This is a genomic window from Colwellia sp. MB02u-14 (assembly GCF_014076915.1).
Taxonomy (GTDB): domain Bacteria; phylum Pseudomonadota; class Gammaproteobacteria; order Enterobacterales; family Alteromonadaceae; genus Colwellia_A.
In genome coordinates, this window is record NZ_JACGUX010000085.1 from 74,892 (window position 1) to 93,858 (window position 18,967).

At 38.1% G+C, this 18,967-nt stretch carries 16 protein-coding genes; 6 read left to right on the forward strand and 10 right to left on the reverse strand.

Features of this window, described 5'->3' with window-relative positions:
- Positions 1-84: 84 nt before the first annotated feature.
- On the forward strand, positions 85-1,089 hold the full coding sequence (locus H4J52_RS15570; RefSeq protein ID WP_182182354.1) for an aspartate carbamoyltransferase: 1,005 nt from the start codon (positions 85-87) through the stop codon (positions 1,087-1,089).
- Positions 1,090-1,162: 73 nt separating this feature from the next.
- Positions 1,163-2,446: a glutamate-1-semialdehyde 2,1-aminomutase gene (gene hemL / locus H4J52_RS15575; protein WP_182182163.1), complete on the forward strand. Its 1,284-nt coding sequence runs from the start codon at positions 1,163-1,165 to the stop codon at positions 2,444-2,446.
- A gap of 138 nt (positions 2,447-2,584) precedes the next feature.
- Here hemL and H4J52_RS15580 read toward each other — a convergent pair whose 3' ends face one another.
- The 4 genes from H4J52_RS15580 to pepB form a co-directional block, all read right to left on the reverse strand.
- Positions 2,585-2,980, reverse strand: coding sequence for a hypothetical protein (locus tag H4J52_RS15580; RefSeq protein ID WP_182182164.1), 396 nt, complete (start codon positions 2,978-2,980; stop codon positions 2,585-2,587).
- Between the two features lie 153 nt (positions 2,981-3,133).
- Entirely contained in the window at positions 3,134-5,443 is a 2,310-nt protein-coding gene (gene mrcB, locus H4J52_RS15585; RefSeq protein ID WP_182225132.1) for a penicillin-binding protein 1B, read from the reverse strand.
- A gap of 50 nt (positions 5,444-5,493) precedes the next feature.
- Positions 5,494-8,019 carry an ATP-dependent helicase HrpB gene (gene hrpB, locus H4J52_RS15590; RefSeq protein WP_182225134.1) on the reverse strand — a complete coding sequence of 842 codons (2,526 nt, stop codon included), beginning with the start codon at positions 8,017-8,019 and terminating at the stop codon, positions 5,494-5,496.
- Positions 8,020-8,273: 254 nt separating this feature from the next.
- Positions 8,274-9,563, reverse strand: coding sequence for an aminopeptidase PepB (gene pepB, locus H4J52_RS15595; RefSeq protein WP_182182167.1), 1,290 nt, complete (start codon positions 9,561-9,563; stop codon positions 8,274-8,276).
- A 316-nt stretch (positions 9,564-9,879) separates the two neighbouring features.
- Between pepB and H4J52_RS15600 the strand changes: the two genes are divergently transcribed.
- Positions 9,880-10,524, forward strand: a complete 645-nt coding sequence (locus H4J52_RS15600; RefSeq protein WP_182225136.1) for an ABC transporter substrate-binding protein — start codon at positions 9,880-9,882, stop codon at positions 10,522-10,524.
- Positions 10,525-10,736: 212 nt separating this feature from the next.
- Here the strand turns inward: H4J52_RS15600 and H4J52_RS15605 are convergent, their stop codons facing one another.
- Both H4J52_RS15605 and H4J52_RS15610 read right to left on the reverse strand, forming a co-directional pair.
- Positions 10,737-11,972 (reverse strand): TonB family protein, encoded by a 1,236-nt coding sequence (locus tag H4J52_RS15605; RefSeq protein WP_182182169.1) that lies wholly within the window; start codon positions 11,970-11,972, stop codon positions 10,737-10,739.
- On the reverse strand, positions 11,965-12,339 hold the full coding sequence (locus H4J52_RS15610) for a BlaI/MecI/CopY family transcriptional regulator (RefSeq protein WP_182182170.1): 375 nt from the start codon (positions 12,337-12,339) through the stop codon (positions 11,965-11,967). The genes H4J52_RS15605 and H4J52_RS15610 overlap by 8 nt, the downstream gene beginning before the upstream one ends.
- Positions 12,340-12,522: 183 nt before the next feature.
- Here H4J52_RS15610 and H4J52_RS15615 point away from each other — a divergent pair, with 183 nt between their 5' ends.
- The 3 genes from H4J52_RS15615 (at position 12,523) to H4J52_RS15625 (ending at position 14,754) form a co-directional block, all read left to right on the forward strand.
- Entirely contained in the window at positions 12,523-13,086 is a 564-nt protein-coding gene (locus H4J52_RS15615; RefSeq protein ID WP_182182171.1) for a YSC84-related protein, read from the forward strand.
- Between the two features lie 203 nt (positions 13,087-13,289).
- Positions 13,290-14,063, forward strand: a complete 774-nt coding sequence (locus H4J52_RS15620) for a thermostable hemolysin (protein WP_182182172.1) — start codon at positions 13,290-13,292, stop codon at positions 14,061-14,063.
- A 31-nt stretch (positions 14,064-14,094) separates the two neighbouring features.
- A complete protein-coding gene (locus H4J52_RS15625) occupies positions 14,095-14,754 on the forward strand; it encodes a tetratricopeptide repeat protein (RefSeq protein ID WP_182182173.1) in 660 nt (219 codons plus the stop codon).
- A 158-nt stretch (positions 14,755-14,912) separates the two neighbouring features.
- Here H4J52_RS15625 and H4J52_RS15630 read toward each other — a convergent pair whose 3' ends face one another.
- From H4J52_RS15630 to H4J52_RS15645, 4 genes are all read right to left on the reverse strand, one after another.
- Positions 14,913-15,740, reverse strand: a complete 828-nt coding sequence (locus H4J52_RS15630) for an SDR family oxidoreductase (RefSeq protein ID WP_220460149.1) — start codon at positions 15,738-15,740, stop codon at positions 14,913-14,915.
- A gap of 96 nt (positions 15,741-15,836) precedes the next feature.
- The gene (locus tag H4J52_RS15635; RefSeq protein WP_182182174.1) at positions 15,837-16,718 is read right to left on the reverse strand and encodes a TauD/TfdA family dioxygenase; all 882 of its coding nucleotides are present in this window, start codon (positions 16,716-16,718) and stop codon (positions 15,837-15,839) included.
- Between the two features lie 30 nt (positions 16,719-16,748).
- Positions 16,749-18,272 (reverse strand): AMP-binding protein, encoded by a 1,524-nt coding sequence (locus H4J52_RS15640; protein WP_182182175.1) that lies wholly within the window; start codon positions 18,270-18,272, stop codon positions 16,749-16,751.
- A 310-nt stretch (positions 18,273-18,582) separates the two neighbouring features.
- Positions 18,583-18,960, reverse strand: a complete 378-nt coding sequence (locus H4J52_RS15645) for a hypothetical protein (RefSeq protein WP_182182176.1) — start codon at positions 18,958-18,960, stop codon at positions 18,583-18,585.
- Positions 18,961-18,967 lie beyond the last annotated feature (7 nt).

The window sequence follows — 18,967 nt, forward strand, 5'->3', positions numbered from 1 at the left end:
AATATATTCTCAACATTCCTAAATTGTGCTATATTATTGCCTCAAAAATAGTCGCAGTCTTATAATTTTAGGTAACTTTTTATGATGAAGTTTGAAGGAAGTCACATCCTTTCTGTTTCGCAGTTTAATCGCGATGCTATCTCTCGTATTTTGGAAGTTTCATCGCTAATGGCACCTTATGCCATGCGTAAAAGGCGCTGTCATGTTTTAGAGGGTGCTATTCTTAATAATCTATTCTTTGAACCCAGTACCCGAACTCGTGTCAGTTTTGGTGCAGCGTTTAACCTTTTAGGAGGCTCTGTTCGTGAAACTGTCGGTCAAGAAAACTCATCGTTAAGTAAAGGTGAATCTCTCTTTGATACCGCTCGTGTTATTAGTGGTTACTCTGATGTTATTGCGATGCGACACCCAACAATGCACTCTGTTGAAGAGTTTTCAAAAGGCAGCAGTGTCCCTGTTATTAACGGGGGTGATGGTGCTAATGAGCATCCAACACAAGCGTTACTTGATTTATTTACCATTCAGTCTGAGATGGCGCCACACAATAAAACCTTAGACGGTTTAAATATTGTCTTAATGGGTGATCTCAAACACGGAAGAACCGTACATTCACTGTCTAAATTACTCAGTTTATATAAAAATATGAAAGTGACGATGATTTCACCTGACGCGCTCAAGATGCCCGACAGTATAATTTCATCACTCACCAATGCGGGTCATGACGTGGTGATCACTGATAAAATTGAACATAATTTATCATGTGACATTATCTATCAAACACGCATTCAGCAAGAGCGCTTTGCCAGCAAAGATGAAGCTAACTTATACCGTGGTCATTTCAGCTTAAATAAAGAAGTTTACCAGCAGTTTTGCCAAGAGCACACCGTGATCATGCATCCATTGCCGAGAGATTCTCGTCCGGAAGCCAACGAACTTGATAGCGACTTAAATGATCTAGATAATTTGGCTATTTTCAGACAAGCCCAAAATGGCGTACTTGTTCGCATGGCATTATTTGCTTTAACACTGGGTGTAGAAAACAAGCTTAGCCAATTTGAAAAACCGGTCACCTGGTACACCAACAAATAAATAAATTCTAAGTATATAAGTGATAAAAAGGTTAACTAACAATCACTTTATAACTAACAAAGTAGGCAATTTTATGAACCATTCAGAACAACTTTTTAACAGCGCAAAACAAATAATTCCCGGTGGCGTAAATTCGCCTGTTCGTGCCTTTAATGGTGTTGGCGGTACGCCTTGTTTTATTAAGCGCGCTGAAGGTGCTTATATTTATGACGCCGATGATAAGGCTTACATTGATTATGTTGGCTCTTGGGGACCGATGATTTTAGGTCATAATCACCCGGCTATTTTAGCCGCCGTAATTGAAACGGCTAAAAATGGCTTAAGCTTTGGAGCACCCACCGAGCTAGAAGTTACCATGGCAGAAAAAGTACGTGAATTAGTACCATCAATGGAACGCATTCGTATGACCAGCTCGGGTACAGAAGCGACGATGAGCGCAATTCGATTAGCGCGTGGTTTTACGGGACGTGATAAAATTTTAAAATTTGAAGGTTGCTATCATGGGCATTCTGATTCGTTATTAGTCAAAGCAGGCTCAGGTGCGCTGACGATGGGTGTGCCAAGTTCTCCAGGTATCCCTGTTGATATTGCCAAGCACACATTAACGGTTAGTTTTAATAATATTGATGAAGTTCGACAAATTTTTGCTAAATATAAAGATGAAATCGCCTGTATTATTGTCGAACCTGTTGCCGGAAACATGAACTGTGTTCTTCCCGTAGAAGGTTTCCTTGAAGGTCTACGCGAAGTTTGTGATGAACATAAAAGTGTATTGATTTTCGATGAAGTAATGACCGGCTTTCGTATTGCACTAGGCGGGGCTCAAGCACATTACAATATTGCCCCTGATTTAACGACTTTAGGTAAAGTGATTGGCGGCGGTATGCCCGTTGGCGCCTTTGGCGGTAAAAAAGAAATAATGGACTATATTGCACCTATTGGCCCTGTTTACCATGCAGGTACCTTATCAGGTAACCCTATTGCTATGGCTGCCGGTTTAGCGGCATTAAATGAATTAAGTATCGGTGATAAGCACGAACAACTGAGTGCATCAACTGAAAAGCTTGCTATGGGTTTAAAAGCAGCCGCTGAGCGCAATGGCGTATCGTTAAGCATTAACTATGCGGGTGCAATGTTTGGTTTTTTCTTTACTGACTCACAAGAGCCGGTTACTACTTTTGAACAAGCAACCGCTTGTGATGCAGATAAGTTCAGACGTTTCTTCCATTTAATGTTAGAAAACGGCATCTACTTGGCACCTTCATCTTATGAGGCGGGATTTTTATCGATGGCTCATACTGATGTAGAGATTGAATTAACGTTAGCTGCTGCTGATAAGTGTTTTGCACAATTATAATTTCAACAAAAGCCTCAGCTTGTAACAGATAATTACTGTTAATGCGCAAGGATGCACAAATGCATTAAAAATAGGATATTTCAGCAAGACGATACTGAATAAAAAAGGGATAGCTAATGGCTATCCCTTTTTATCGGTTTAATTTATTTTTATTGCCAACAATTCACTTTCTAGCCAGTGGTAAGCTTGTTGCCAGCCTAATTCTAAACCTGAAAACACGGGATATTTCCATTGATCAAATGAACGACTCGCTTGGAGTTTTTTGGTCACTAATCTACTTTTTTCAGAATAACAAACAAAAGCAAGCGCTTTTAATCCTTCATAAGAGGCTACAGAAAGTGTTGCTTCATAAGTATAGGTATAATTATTTATACGGTTAATAAGCAAAGCAAAATCGCCTTCGACGTTATTATTCACAAACTCATGACACTCTTCTACCATTTCAAGTGTCATTTCAACGCCTTCATCTGCGGTAACTTCAATAATATTATTTGCAAATATATTATAAAAGCCAAAACTTAAACGATGTTTCATTTTATACTCCCGTATTCATTGAAAACATATCAATCCATCACGGTTAACAAGCAATCCTTTGTGCAAGCTAATTTTGTAAACAATAGTCACTGTTTTAAAGGCATGCAAGAAATTAGCTAATAAAAAGCCACTACTTTTGCTAAATCTATGGTCCTAATCGGTAAAAAGCTGCTCGAACCAAGAGCGTTTTTTCTTATTTTTTTCTGCCTTTTTTCCTAAACAATGAGACTCTATTAACAAGCCTGTTGCGATTGCTGGATAAGTAATCATTTCAGCACACTCAACATTCACTGCGATACCGCTAGTCGACTCAAAATCTGTCAACACAACATTTTCAGGCATTAAACGGGCTTTATTGATCACGCCATTTTTTCTCATAAACTCTGCAAATAACACTAACGCACCACTACTTCCGGTTAAGTGGGTCGGTTTGTTATCGTCACGCCCCAACCAAGTGGTGACTAACTTTTCGTTATCATAACCGACAAACCAACTATCTCTTTGCTCATTAGTCGTACCTGTCTTACCCGCGACTTCTGCACCATTTAAACGCCAAGTAAGCGACTTCGCTGTTCCTTCTTTGGTCACTTGTGATAATGCATGGTCGAGTAAATACATACCTTGTGTGGAGAACAGTTGCTCTTCTTGTGATTCAAATTGCCATAACGTTACACCTTTCGCTGAAACGATACGATCAATCGCATGGCTATTACTTTTAAAGCCTTGATTAGCGATGGGTAAATAAAGCTGATTAATTTCAAAAGGCGACAAGCTTAAAGAGCCTAACAATATACTTGGTCGGGTAACGATATCGTCAGGATAGCCTAAAACATGAAAAATATTAGCGACATTCTCTAAGCCTAATGCCATGCCTAAGTTGACTGTTGGCACGTTAAGCGATCTCACTAGAGCATCAAATAAGCTGACCTTACCTTCAAATTTCCCATTATAATTTTTGGGTCGCCACTCTTTACCACCATCACTGACAAGTACGATAGGCTCGTCTTTTAATAATGTGGCAAAGTTGTATTGTTGATATCGTTCTAGTGCTGCCAGATATATTGCTGGTTTTATTAATGAACCGATTGGGCGCTTAGCGTCCAATGCACGATTAAAGCCTGCATAGCCTGATTTTTCATCACCCACGAGTGCTTTAACTTCGCCTGACTTTATATCGGTAACCACCATGGCAAGTTGTAACGACTTTCCTTTATTGAGTTTCACTAAATCAGGCATTTTTTTAGCTATTGTTTGCTCTGCGTTCATTTGTGTCGCAATTGAAAAACCAGTAAAAACTCGCACCCCAGCTTGTTGCTGAAAAGTAGAGAGCTTTTCAGCCAGTTCTTTTTTTACCAATTGTAAATACGCAGGAAACTTTTTGTGTATTAAACGACGAGATTCACGGACAGATAAAGGCGAGACGACCGCCACTTGATAATCTTTTTGTGAAATCAATTCATTTTGATACATTAAGAGTAAAACCAGGTCTCGTCGCTTTTTCGCCTTGTTAGGGTGCCGCCACGGATCATAATAACTAGGTCCTTTAACTTGCCCAACAAGCATTGCCATTTGTTCAATCGTTAAGGAGTGCACTGATTGACCAAAATAAAACTTAGCCGCCAAACCAAAACCATAGATACCATTGGCATAGTGTTGCCCTAAGTAAACTTCATTTATGTAGGCTTCAAGTAGTTGATCTTTACTGTATCTCAGTTCAAGAATAATTGACATAACGGCTTCGTTGACTTTACGCCAGAGTGTTTTTTCTCGAGTTAAAAACATATTTTTAACTAGCTGTTGCGTTAACGTACTCCCGCCCTGAACCGTTCTCCCCGCGCGAATATTCGCAATTAAGGCACGAAAAATACCTAAGGGAGAAACCCCAGAATGAAAATAGAAATCACGGTCTTCAACCAACAACAAAGTATCGATAAGTTTTTCCGGCAATGCTTGAAGTGGAACTATTATACGATCTTCTTTGTTTTCAGGAACTAAACGTCCCAGTAAGAACGGTTCAAATGAAAAATGGGTGATTTCACCTTGGTCATCAAGTATCGAGAGTATTTTGTTACCTGAAATATGGAGCGTAAATCGCTGTGCAAACGTATTGCCATCGCCAAAATCAAAAGGTCGACGATAGACAATAAGTTTGGTGGTCGACAAAGCAAATTCACCAGGGTTAATCGCTTGCTGCTTTCTCTCGTACCCTGACAAAAGCAAATTTTGCTTGAGTTGAGCCAATGATGCTTTATCACCCACTCTAACACTTTCTACTTTCCCATAAACTTGTACGGGAATATTCCAGCGTTGCCCTTCAAATTTATCCTTTACCTTACTGTCGAGATAAATCGCATAAAAGCTGAAGAAAAAAATGAATGTAATAAACACCTTCAAAGCGGTATGCCAACACCAATTTACCCAAGAAGTGCTAGGCGTTGTCTTTTTTTGAGTCTCTTTTTTCAAATGATTAACCATTCCAAACTGTACTTTTATCGATGAATAAAGCGGACACTTTACATATGTTTTTTAACACGATTAGTTGCTTGTGCATTGGCTGGGTCGTCTGGCCAAAAGTGTTTAGGGTATTTTGCTTTCATTTCTTTTTGTACTTGCTTGTAGCTCCCTTGCCAAAAAGCGACAAGGTCTTGTGTCACTTGAATAGGCCTTTTAGCGGGTGAAAGTAGTTCGATAATCAGATCAATTCCCTTTTTATGTTTATTGTCACCGACATTAGGCGTAATACTCACGCCATAAAGCTCTTGCATAGGTAACGAAACAATAGGCGCTTGCTCTGCACTGTAACGAATAGGACAGCGTCTTCCTGTTGGACCAACAAAAGATTCTGGAGCGATTTTATCCAATGATTTTTGCTGGTTATAATCAAGTAACGATAATAATGCAGACGACAAATTTACTTTATCTAACTGGGTTTTATTCTTTATATCACCCATAAAAGGGACCAACCATAAAGGTAAGCTTTGTAATAATGCACTTTCTTTAACATCTGGAAAATTTAAATGCCGTTGTGTTTGATTAATCCATCGCCAGCGACTTAGTAACTGTTGATCCTCATCACGCCAATTAAGGTATGACAAACCGTGTTTCTCAATTTGTTGTTGCCATAAATGAGCGATTGCCTGGTGGTTTATTTTCTCGTTACTGGGTTTCTCTGACAAGACAATGGCCCCAAGTACCGTTTGCTGTTTAGCATTAATGCGCTGTGTTTTTGGGTTGTAATTAAGCTGTTTTCTTTGTTGCTCAACAATGATTCCCCAAGCAATAAGCCGTTCAATATCAACAGGGGCGGCAAGCCTTACTTGTAATTTTTGTTGATATTCAGCTAAATTAGCAGCAACAATATAAAGTTCACTCGCAAGCGCATCTTGATCATTTATAAACAGACCTTTACCATTTTCAGCCAGAAAATGTCCGTATTGCTCACGCTTTTTAGCAATACGTTCCGGATAAGCTAAGGCCAGTAATACGCCGGTTAATTCAAGTGGTAAACTCGATAAATCAGTAACGAATACTTTATTAACTTTTTGTAAGTGCTTTTTTGTTTGCAGAAAAAATGACTGATACCTTTTACTTTTTGACTGATAAATTAACTCGCTCAAACGCTGGCGTAAATCACAATCAGTAAATGCGCGTTCTCCACGAAATATATCTCGGTCTTCAAGTAATGACGCTAATAGAGCCGCGAGGTTTGTGAAGCCCACACATTGATATTTTTTTTCTAATTCCGCCGCTCTAACAATCATTTTAGCAAAGCGAGGATGACAAGCAAAACTAGAAACACTTTTACCAAGTTGGGTTAAATTTCTTTTTTCATCAAGTAACTGCAACTTTTGTAATTCATGCCATGCTTGAGTTTCAACAACTTTTGCAGGGAGTTCCATCATGGGGAGTTCGTTAAGTTTTTTAACCCCCCAACGAGCAGCCTCTATGACCATTGGTAGTAAATCAGCTTGTTGAATTTCGCTAATACTTTGTTCATTTCTGCGATAAAAATCTTCGCTGGTGTAAAGACGAATACATTTACCCGCCATCACTCGCCCAGCACGCCCCATACGTTGTATGGCAGAGGCCTTGGAAATATTACGTTGCTGAAGCTGATTCGTTAATGTTTGTCTGTCGTAAACCGCAACTTTTTCTAACCCACAGTCTATAACCAAATCAATCCCTTCAATGGTTAAACTTGTTTCTGCAATATTCGTCGCTAAAACAATTTTATGTAGCCCTTGTTCAGTCGCGGCAATTGCCTGTTGCTGCTGCACAAGCGTTAAGTCACCATATAAAGGACATAATAAAAAATGTTTCGGTAATAGTTCGGCTAAGTGATCAGCAAGAAAACGAATATCGGCAATGCCAGGTAAAAAAACTAAGATAGAACCTTGATGGGTATTTATTGCGTTTTTGCAAACATTTACCGCATGCTCTCGCCATAAACGACTATTTTTAACCGGTGAATAACTGACGTCGATAGGAAAACTACGACCTTCACTGGCCATTGAAACAGCATCAGGTAATTGTTTCAAAATTTCATTGGTCGCTAACGTTGCAGACATTAATAATATTTTTAAGTCGTTACGTAACCCTTGCTGAACATCTCGCGCTAATGCAAACGCTAAATCTGCATTTAGCGATCGTTCATGAAATTCATCAAAAATAACCAATGCACAATCTTCAAGCTCAGGATCATGCTGAATGATTTGTGTAAAGATCCCTTCGGTGATCACTTCAAGCTGAGTCGTTTTAGAGACTTTACTTTCATTTTTTAGCCGATACCCTACCGTTTTTCCAACCGGCTCGCCGAGTTGTTTAGCTAAAAAGCAGGCAACGGTTTTAGCCGCTAAACGACGTGGTTGTAACAAGTATATTTTTTTATTTTTAAATTGATCAAGGGCTAATAACCATAACGGTAAGCGTGTTGATTTACCTGCACCTGGCGGAGCAGATAACACGAGGGTTTGATACTGCGTTAGCGCATCAAGAAGTTCCGTTTTGATATTTTCTATAGGTAATGGAGAAAAAGACATTTTAGTTTTATATGAAATATTATGGCGTAACAAGCTGGCGGTTACTCTACCACAAACGTTTCAAGCCATATTGTTATATTTTGTTCACTCGCCATAAAGTAATGAGTATAATTCCCTGCTAAGGGTAAAATAAGTTGTCCTGATTATTACCTGCGATATGAATTCCTTAACCATTGTGAGTCGATACATGGCAACAAAAAAAAGCACAATAATTTAGATTATTATGCTTCTAGCGATTAAAGATGAGTGAAAAACTACTTAATTAACTCAGCAATAGTCGCAATACCTAGTCCTGTGCCACCAGCGCCCCAAAGACTCGTACTATTACCGTTATAAGCGGCCGCTAAATCAAAATGCAACCAACCCGCGCCGTCATTATCGACAAAGCGAGATAAAAAGCCTGCTGCATTACTTGCACCACCTGCACCACCACCTGGCTTAGGACGACTGTTTGCCGTATCTGCAAATTCAGATGGACATTGTTCTTCATGCCAAGGTTCTAAAGGAAGTTGCCATATGGGCTCATTTACTTGTTGCGCGATTTTTTTAGTTTGTTCAGCGGCTTCGTTATCTAAAGTAAATAACGCGTTGTAGTCACCACCTGTCGCCATAACTGCAGCACCTGTAAGTGTTGCAGCGTCAATAATAAGGGGTGCCTTAGTTTCGCTAGCGGCTAACAAACCATCAGCTAAAACTATACGACCTTCAGCATCGGTATTGGCAACTTCCATCGTTACGCCGTTTTTATAAGTTAAAATATCACCAAGTTTATAAGCATCATTACTCACCATGTTTTCAGCACAGCATAAAAATAATTTAACGCGCTTATTTAAACCTTGTCTGATCGCTAAGGCCATCGCACCAGCAACAACTGCGGCTCCGCCCATATCACATTTCATGTCAAACATGCCGGCGTTTGACTTTAAGCTGTAACCACCACTGTCAAATGTAATACCTTTACCCACTAAACAGGCTGAAACGGCTGCATCAGGGTTACCCGTTGGGTTAAAATCAACTTCTAATAGACACGGCTTATTAATACTCCCTTTACCAACATTATAAATGCCCACCCAGCCTTGCTGCTGTAATTCTTCACCTGAGATAAGGTTGCTGGTTACATAAGCGGGTGCTTGTGCATTAATATAGTCAGCCGCTAACTCAGCTAATCTAAGCGGATATAATTCTGAAGGTGTTTGATTAATTAAATCGCGGCTCCAAGCAAAAACAGCTAATTTGTCGTTCAAGCGATTTACACATTCACTGCTACCCGTAAATTCAACATTAGTTAATTTACCAACACAGGTAAAACCTAAAGCAAAACTCCATTGAGCCTCTTCTTGCCAGTTGTCTCCTGATAAACGCGCGTGCTTCACGCCAAGCTTCTCAATGCTTCGTGCTGCTTTTTGAATTTGTCTTGAAGAAGATCTGTTTGAATCTTTCAAACAAATATAAAGCGCGTTATCAACAAACTGAACAAGGTTTTCACTTTGCCAGTTATCATTATTACTCTGTTTTGATAGGTAAATATTGGTTACTTGGGTCATAAGACTTCCTGAGCATGATAATTATCATCTCTAGTTTATACTTATCCTAAAGTAAAACCGATATTTTTTGAAAAGTCGTTATGGGCTTAATGTAAACTTAACCTAAAAAAATTATCTGCAATAAACTTAGGCGGATACTTGTTGATAATAATAAGCCGCTAGTTCAGAATTAATTACGATACTCCTCTCACTATATTTTTATAATTAAGCAGAGAAATACTTACATATTCTTTAAGTTTTTTTACATTATGCTATATTAAAAAAATAATTTTTTTGAGAATATTTTGACATGATCTTGAGCGCAATTAAGATTACCGTGTTTACAGCTTTGTATACATTGTGTTTATCACTTTATGCCCAAACTCAGCAACTTAATGTGGTTGGGGAGTATATTTCTGGTGCTACAAATCATGATGGTACAGGGTATCAATTCGAAATGGTTAAAGCTATTTTTGAGCCGCTAGGCTATCAAGTCAATATTAATGTCTATCCCTATCAACGGGCCTTAAAGGAAGTCGAACATGGGCAAGCTGATATGATGATAGGTATGATTAAACATAGTAATATGTCAACTCTATTTTCATTCGTTCCCCATGAAGCAGACAAGATTCTTGCTATCTATCGAGACGATAACGTCTTAAATTGGCAAGGCTTATCAACACTTGCGAATAAAAAACTAGTGATGTTACCGAGCATATCTGAAAATGCCAAAGAACATCTTCCCATACTTAATAATCAAGTTCGCGTCGTAAATACCCCCATTCAAGCGCTTAAAATGCTAAAACATGGTAGAGCTGACTTTATCATTATGACACAAGCTGAATACAGAGACATTGATGACTCAGAAGCGAGATTTAAATCACAAATCATTGGTTTTATCGATATTCATGCAGCTTTACCAATTCGATTTCAGGCGTTAAATTTAAGAAAGTTTGGGATGAACATTTCATCTCATACTTAAAATCTGACAAAGCCAAGTCAACATTTAATCGTTGGGGGGTCTCTAAAAATTATGTGACGACACTTAACTATCTCACGGGGACAACCGATGAAACGCCCCAGCTTTACCCCTTAAAATAGCGCTGAGCTATTTAACAACAAGATATGCCAGTGTTAGTGGTAAAAGGGGTGCTTCAGCACCCCTCATTCACCGTCTTACTTACCTTAATAAACTTATTGGGTGACCTTAATACGCTCAATTAAGTTTTCAAGTTTCGAATCTTTACCCATCGAAAAGTCTAATTGAACTAACAGCCCCTCAACCTTATGACCAACGGCTGAGTATTTCCATTTTTCTAAGGCACTTACTGCTGATTTGTCAAAAACATAAGCGGGCTTTGCATTCACCACCTCAACATTTGTCACACTTCCGTTTGCGGTTACATCAAACTTTAATACCACTGAACCTTCCATACCTTCTTGTGCCGCTTTTATTGGGTACTTAGGATTCACACGCATAACAGGTTTAAGGTGAGTTGACTCTGTTGCTTTTTCTCCAACATTGTCATGTTGATTTCCTGCGTAACTTAGCCCTGACAGCAGTGTTATAGTTGTCAGTATTGCGACAATGAGTAATGATTTAGAGGTTTTTTTGTTGGTTTTTAAATTGTTAATTCGTTCTAACATAATTTGTTTATCTCCATGCTTTTTAAAGGATAGTTGGGCGAATGCTAATGACGGTGTCGACTGTGCCGCCACTAATAGTGCTTTACTATAATTAATCCTGCTCTCTTTTGGTTTGCGCGCCAGAACGAGTTGATCACAGGAGAGTTCTTGATCTTGGCGAAACCTAAAATAGGCTAACCAAGCAAGAGGATGGAACCAGAATAACGTTAAGCAAGTTAGCGCCATGAGATTCCAATAAATGTCATTCCGATCAAAATGACAAATTTCATGTTCCAAAATAAGTTTCTGTTGCTCTACACTGTAAAGCTCAGAAAAATTCTCTGGAATAATAAGTTTTTGCTTCACTAATCCAATAAGCATCGGACTGTATGTACTTGAGCTTTGATAGAGTGATACTTTTTGAGGTATAGCTAATGGCATCGATGATTTATCAATGTTCGTTAACTTAAGCTGCTTATTAAATATAGAATAAGTGAGCAACCAATAAGCCATCATTGAAACAACAACACTTAGCCATATGTAGAACATCCAAGCCACAGAAAGATGCTGTTGAAGCGTCACTGCCGGCTTAACCCAGTAGCGTTTAATTTCAGCGACATTAGAGAGGGTGTTTTGCTGCCATGGCAGTGGTAGGCTATATATAACTAAACCTAAAGGCACCATTAGCCATAATAAGTAAGTATTGCTCGCCCCTAATGATTGTATGAGCCATTTATGCCCAGCCAACAAAATGCTTAGCAATAATGTTAATGGCAGGAGTAACGTAATAAGGTGCTCAATCATTGTCTTGCTCCCATTTTGAAATAAGGAGTTTCAATTCATCGACATCTTCTTTTTTTAAATTATTTGTCTTCGCAAAACCAGCAACTAGCGGTGACACGCGTCCGCTAAATAGCCGATCAATAAAACTTTGACTTTGCATTTCTGTATAAGCTGTTCGCTCAAGTAGGGGAAAATAAAGGTAATGGCGGTTTTGTTTTTCAAAACCTATCGCTTCTTTTTTTACCAAGCGATTTATCAGTGTTTTTACTGTTTTATCGTGCCACGGTTTATTTTTATTTAGTTGTTCAATAAGGTTATTTGCTGTCGCAGGGTGTTTAACCCATAAAGCCTCTAACACTTCAAATTCTGTATTAGTAATTTCAGACATATCTATAATATTACAAGTGTAATCGGTGATTAGATATTACACTTGTAATCACCGATATCAAGTAGATAGATATTTACTAAAATTTTGTGACATCTCACCATATATTAATAAAAATTAACTTTACGGATAAAGTTTATACTCTGTTCTACACTGTAGTTAATTAATGATAAAAGGAAGAATGACATGTTCTCGATCAAAAAATTATCTTGTTTATTTATAAGCTTAACGTTAGTCGCTTGTGCTTCGATAGGAAGTGGCAGCAAAGCAGAAAAACAACAAAAAATTCTAACGATGAAAGAGTCCGTTCTCACGCAACTTTTTGCTACAAAGCCCGACACGCGCAGTCAAATTAACGCTGCTCCAGGCTATGCGGTATTTTCTAATGCCAATATTAATTTAATCTTCATGGCTGCAGGAACAGGATATGGCGTTGTTAAGGATATGAATTCAAATAAAAACACCTACATGAACATGGCTGAAGGAGGCATAGGCTTAGGTCTTGGAGTAAAAGACTATCGTATTGTTATGGTATTTCATACCGTAGATGCAATGAATAACTTTATTAATAAAGGTTGGACTTTTGGTGGTAATGCCGACGCTTCAGCGAAGGCCGGTAACAAAGGAGGCTCCGTTGAAGGAGAAATCTATTATGGTGATGTTACGGTATACACTTTTACTGAAAGTGGTTTAGCGCTTCAAGCAACGATTAAAGGTACAAAATTTTGGCAAGACACTGACCTCAATTAACCTGATTAAGTGAATCTTTCAAAATAGCCAGCAACCTCACTAATATTTAAGCACCCTTTGAAAATTTGATTCAAAGGGTTAAGTAGCATAACCAGAAGGTAAAAAACACAGTAAAGAACTGATTCAAAAATCTAAAAGGACTTAAGCTTTCTTTAAGAATCGACGAGTAGACTGACATTATAAACTTCCAGGAGATAGTTATAATGTTATATACAATGTCAAACAGTCAAATGCACGAGATAACGTCAACTGAAAGATATCAAGATTATTCAGACAGATTTATATCTCATCAGCCGCTTTCAAATAAGCACACCTTAAATGAGCACTCAGTAAATCCAAAATTCCTGGGTAAGAAAAAATTTAATTTTGATATTCAAGTGGCTGCTCATGGAGGCGAACAAAGAAACGAAATTGAGCAATTCATTAAACAAGGATTCTTTAAAAGCTATCAAGCGAAAGTCTCTGTAACCATGCCTCATTTGTTGGCTTTGTGTAACGGCACCTATAAAGCCGCTTTAGGTATTCGCAGTGGTCGCGATGATTTATTTATCGAACAATATCTATTAGGCCCAGTTGAGCAACAACCTGTATTTGTTCAAAACAATATCCACCGAAAAGATATTGTCGAAATAGGACATCTCTTTAGCAATAATCAACGCTTCACTCTGCCGTTATTTATGATCACCGCCGTCTCTTTATTTTATATGAATTATAAATATATGGTGTTTTCAGGTACAGAAAAGGTTGTAAATATAATGGCTAAATCAGGTGTTCATTGTACTCACCTTTGCGATGCTCATGAGAATAAAATTCAAACATCTACTGACCACTGGGGCAGCTATTACGCCACAAACCCAAAGGTTATTGCTGTTTCGTTGTCAGATGTTATTGCTTTAATAGCGAAGCATCCTACGTACCAGGTTATGTTCCAGTCGCTTGATAAACAAATTGCGCAAACATGTCAGCAATTAACTTAATTTTACTTTTGATTAATAAAAAGGTCTTACTATGAAAATCATTACTTTATGTACCATTTTATATTGCGTTGTCGGTAACGTTTACGCAAACAGTGTCACTCAATCTAATTTTGATAATGCGTTAATCACCATACAAGAACGATGGGTAGATGCTAATTATGTTAAAACTAAAAAAGCACAAAAGCTCGATTTTACCGAATTACAACAACAGTCAGCAAAACTGGTCGCTGAATTTCCCAACTATGCCGAAGCTTGGATTTGGCATGGTATTGTTCAGTCTAGTTTCGCGGGTGCAAAAGGAGGATTGGGCGCACTTTCTTTGGCTGATGATGCAAAAAGTGCTTTTGAAAAAGCCTTGTCTATCGATGAAACCGCTTTACAAGGTTCGGCTCACACAAGTTTAGGTATTCTTTACCTAAAAGTCCCAGGATGGCCACTGAGTTTTGGTGATGAAGACAAATCGGAAGAACATCTAAGGGCCGCGGTAAAAATGAACCCTAAGGGGATCGATATTCACTATTTTTTGGCTGAGTTTTATCTTGAGCAAGACGAATATGTAAAAGCAAAAGAGCACCTGTTGTTAGCGCAAGCTGCACCACAACGGCCTAACCGAGTAAGTGCCGATAAATTTAGACAACAAGAAGTATTGGCTTTACTCAATCAAGTAAATAAAAGTCTCGCGAGCCATTAACCTTAACCGCTAATCAACACAAAAAAAAGCGTGAATCTCAATAGGTTCAAGCTTTTTTTGAATATTTATGTTGAATAAATAATGAGTAGTCATGATATTAAGCACTTAGGCATCCTTGCCTAATTGGTATTGGTATTGGTATTGGTATTAATGATTATTCAGCTATTGGCGTATTTTTTTATAATAGGTAATTGTTTTATAATAGATTTACTGACAAGTGAAGGAAACAACTGGTTAATTCTAACAAACAGTTTTTCTGGCCAACCGATATAACGCTCCTCGTTTGACTCAATGATCAGGTACAACAACTCTTTAGCAACCGTTTCAACTGAATCAACAGCGCTATTAAGTGCTGTATTCAATTCATCAACTTGACGACTATTTAAAGTGGTTTGAGTAGCTCTAGGTGAAAGGTACTTAACTCGAACATTGGTGTCAGCGAGCTCTCTCGACAACGTTTGACTAAAGCCCCTCAAAGCAAACTTACTCGCACAATAAGCCGTGTATCCAGGAAAACCAATACTGCCATAGGTAGAGCCAATATTAATTATTTGCGCAGAGTCACACTGTTTAAGTAAAGGTAATAACGCTTGGGTTAATTGCATAGGTGCGATGGTATTTGTAGTAATAATATTATTTATTTCACTTTCGCTAGCTTGTTCAAACAACTTAAATTGGCTCACGCCAGCATTATTAATCAGTAAATTAATTTCAAAAGGTAATGATGCTAATTGTTCAATTAAATGATCACGCTGTGCTTGCTGTAAAATGTCGACCACAAAGGTAACCACTGAGTTTTTGGCTTGTGGGTTTAACGCCATTAATTCGTTTTTTAATTGTGCCAATTTTTCTTCATTGCGCCCCACTAAAACCAAATTTGCACCTGAGCTAAACAATAAGTGGCTAAACGCCTGTCCAATACCCCCTGTGGCACCGGTGAGTAAAATATTTTTATTCATCATTTTTTGGGTAAATTGACTAGCCATCTGAAAACCTCTTTTAAAATTTTTTCAATCAAGAGTTAACCTTGATTGAAGCTTTAGATACAACATTGCTTAATAATTGCTGTAACAACGTAATGGTTAGTAACCCATACCAATAAAAAGACTTCTGTCATTTAAGTTACCGATAATAGCTCTTCTACCATGGAGTACTCGCTTATTATTAATGATGGCTATATCACCATCTTGCCAATGAATTTCTTGAGTATATTTCTCCGCTAATTCAGTAGTTTCTTTAATTAATTCCTCACTTACAGGTTGTCCATTAGCAAAAGTGTAGTTAGGTTTTTCATAATTAAAGGAAGGACCCAATAGCGCATTTGCAAAGGCGAATTGCTCTGTTTGATTTCTGCCAAGCAAAGAAGCGTTTTTCATCGGTAAACACGGCATTATATCTAGCTCGTAATCTAAACTATCATCAGCATTTATTGTGCCTCTTTGATGCTTATTAATCGCTATAAAGTCAGCTAAATGCTTTTCAGTCACGTTACTTACACTGTTAACGTCTGGGTGCTGGTTAACGACATACTGTCGCCAAAGATGAGACGATAAACGTCGTGAAACAGTCACTGTTTTCTGCCATGCTTGCTGTAATTCAACCGGCATATTTTGAAAAAGCTCAGCACCATCACACAAGGTTGTTTGAGATCCTTTTTTAGCACTTTTCGCACTATAAAAAGCAACAAGATTAGGTGGAAAAGGTGTATTACCATTTTCTATATGCAAACCAACAGGATCTACACCAGCATTCACTTTTTGACTAGATTTATCTGCAAATTCACGCGCGGGATCAAACGTTAATTCATGACAGAACTGTTTTAATAATTCACTAAACTTAGGCAAGCTAGCACTAAAACCACGCAAGAGTACCCAACCACTATCATTTAATGTTTGCTTGATTTGGCTAATAATCTCAATATCATTAAGCTCGATGTTATTGGTAGAAGAAATAATGTTTTTCATAAAGGCATCCTAATAATAAATTCTGTAGCGTTAGCAATAAAGTGCAGCAAGTTTGTCTTCGTACATCAACTCAATGTTCTTTCTTTTTAAACGTCCGTTACTTGTTAGCGTATGATTTTGAACACTAAAGGGAGCATCAGCGATCAGCCAATGATGAATCTGTGCATAATCAGGTAGACTTTTATTAACTGCATCAATAGCCTGTTGCACTGCAAGGTCATTTTTATCGCGGGTAACGACTATTGCCGATAATGCTGGACGTGCTTCACCAAAAACCGCCACCTGAGAAATGACAGAAGACGACGTTAAACTAGCCTCGACCCATTCAGGAGAAATGTTGCGACCAAAGCTGCTCACAATAGTGTTCTTTTTTCTGCCTGACACATAAATGAAACCATCAGCATCGATATAACCTAAATCACCGGTATGAATTTGTTTGGCTACTTGGTCTAATTCACCTAAATAACCCAGCATTGCTTGACCATCAATCATGATTTCGCCATCTTGGGCAATACTGACACGCGCATGAGGCAGCACTTTACCGACACTGCCTACTTTATGTTGTTTTGGTAGATTAAGACTAACCACCGAACAGCATTCTGATAAGCCATAGCCTTCATAAACAGGTAATCCAGAATCTATCGCTTGTTGTAAAATATGTGGTGATGATTTACCTCCACCTAGTGCGATAAACGTTAAGCTTGCGCATTTAGCTAAAATTTCTTTATTTAAGGCATGTACTAAATGTTTTAATATTTGTGGTAATAAAATAACGCTACCCACCTGATGTTGAGCAATTTTATTTACCAACTTTTCAATATCGAACTCAACATTAGAAACAAAACCTAACATTGCTAGTGGCGCAGTTATAATCGCCCCACCTCGCAACAAGCCAATATAAACACCAGCAATGTTTTCTAATAACGTGGCTAACGGCATAACACATAAATGATCGGCTATGCCCATTTCAACCATTGACGCTTCAATTCCTTCACATACCGCAGCAATATTCGCGCTTGATAAACAAACGCCTTTAGGTTCGCCAGTAGACCCTGAGGTATAAGTCACTTTAGTGATACCGATCATATTGTTAACGACATCAACTTTGCTATTAACACGTTGTTCTTGGGATAGGGGCAATAGCACGGTATCAGCAAGCGGTAAAAGCGTAAGTTCGCTCTCGGTCGTAAAATTTAAGTGTTTATTAGTGCCAAGAGCCATCATTAAGTTTCGCTTGGTTATAATTGTATCTACATGTGCACTCTTCACTAAATCACCAATTTGTGTTGTGGTAAAAAATAGTGGGATCGGCACCAAGGTAATGCCCAATTTAGCCGCAGCCAAATCACATATAATCCACTCTGAGCAGTTGTCCATAAATAAGCCAATACACGCTAATTTTTGTGCTTTAAAAGCAGCCTCTACTGTCGCGATTTTTTCCACTAATTGTTGATTATTCGTAATAATTTTCTGATCACCCTGGTCCGAGATTAGAGCAGCTTGATGAGGAAATAAATTAGCGCGAGCACACAATACTTGAAATAGCTTTTCCATGAAATTTTCCTTTCGATGAACCAATGAGGATATAACTTAAGACAAGTATCTACGATTAAGCTTAACGAATGCTTAAGAGAATTTTTTAAATGAGGGTAGTCATTTTATGAGGAACGGCTTGTTATGCTGGTACTGCGTTTGAAACTGTTAGTTATTCGCCTAATAGCAAAGGTCATAACAACTCAATATTTTGTATTAACGAGCGGAGTAATTATTATGGGGTATAATTGTTTTTACTGTTGTCGCGATTACGGTATTCATTGTCAAAAGCATCGGCTATTAATAAGTGTTTTGCGCTGTATCAAGGTCATCACTGTTTCTTTAACCAAATTAAAGCATCATATTCATTGTCAAAGTACTCAATATTTTGACAAGCTTTCGAAGGTACCCATTGCTGATCAATATTTTTTATTACCTGGGAAGTGATTACAATAGCTTTTGCCACCATATTTTGACTATTCAACCACAAATTGAATTCATTGGAAGTGTTAAACGCCTCAGGGGTTGCACCGTTCAAATTTGAAAGGTTGGCAAGTATCAAAAACCTTTTTTGATTAAGAGAGTTAATTATTGCCTTTGTTTTTTGTGACACATCATTAGCTCCATATTCATTAAAAGATCCACTCAATGTAATATGTATAATATTTTCTTTTAAGATTATCGTGTTATAACCATGTTCTACAGTCAATTCAATT

Bases quoted from the DNA above. Each gene is read 5' to 3' on its own strand.
- H4J52_RS15625 (WP_182182173.1), top strand. From the start codon at position 14,095: ATGAAAATCATTACTTTATGTACCATTTTATATTGCGTTGTCGGTAAC.
- hemL (WP_182182163.1), top strand. From the start codon at position 1,163: ATGAACCATTCAGAACAACTTTTTAACAGCGCAAAACAAATAATTCCC.
- pepB (WP_182182167.1), bottom strand. From the start codon at position 9,563: ATGACCCAAGTAACCAATATTTACCTATCAAAACAGAGTAATAATGAT.
- H4J52_RS15620 (WP_182182172.1), top strand. From the start codon at position 13,290: ATGTTATATACAATGTCAAACAGTCAAATGCACGAGATAACGTCAACT.
- H4J52_RS15630 (WP_220460149.1), bottom strand. From the start codon at position 15,740: ATGGCTAGTCAATTTACCCAAAAAATGATGAATAAAAATATTTTACTC.
- H4J52_RS15615 (WP_182182171.1), top strand. From the start codon at position 12,523: ATGTTCTCGATCAAAAAATTATCTTGTTTATTTATAAGCTTAACGTTA.
- H4J52_RS15640 (WP_182182175.1), bottom strand. From the start codon at position 18,272: ATGGAAAAGCTATTTCAAGTATTGTGTGCTCGCGCTAATTTATTTCCT.
- H4J52_RS15580 (WP_182182164.1), bottom strand. From the start codon at position 2,980: ATGAAACATCGTTTAAGTTTTGGCTTTTATAATATATTTGCAAATAAT.
- hrpB (WP_182225134.1), bottom strand. From the start codon at position 8,019: ATGTCTTTTTCTCCATTACCTATAGAAAATATCAAAACGGAACTTCTT.
- H4J52_RS15605 (WP_182182169.1), bottom strand. From the start codon at position 11,972: ATGATTGAGCACCTTATTACGTTACTCCTGCCATTAACATTATTGCTA.
- H4J52_RS15570 (WP_182182354.1), top strand. From the start codon at position 85: ATGAAGTTTGAAGGAAGTCACATCCTTTCTGTTTCGCAGTTTAATCGC.
- H4J52_RS15610 (WP_182182170.1), bottom strand. From the start codon at position 12,339: ATGTCTGAAATTACTAATACAGAATTTGAAGTGTTAGAGGCTTTATGG.
- H4J52_RS15635 (WP_182182174.1), bottom strand. From the start codon at position 16,718: ATGAAAAACATTATTTCTTCTACCAATAACATCGAGCTTAATGATATT.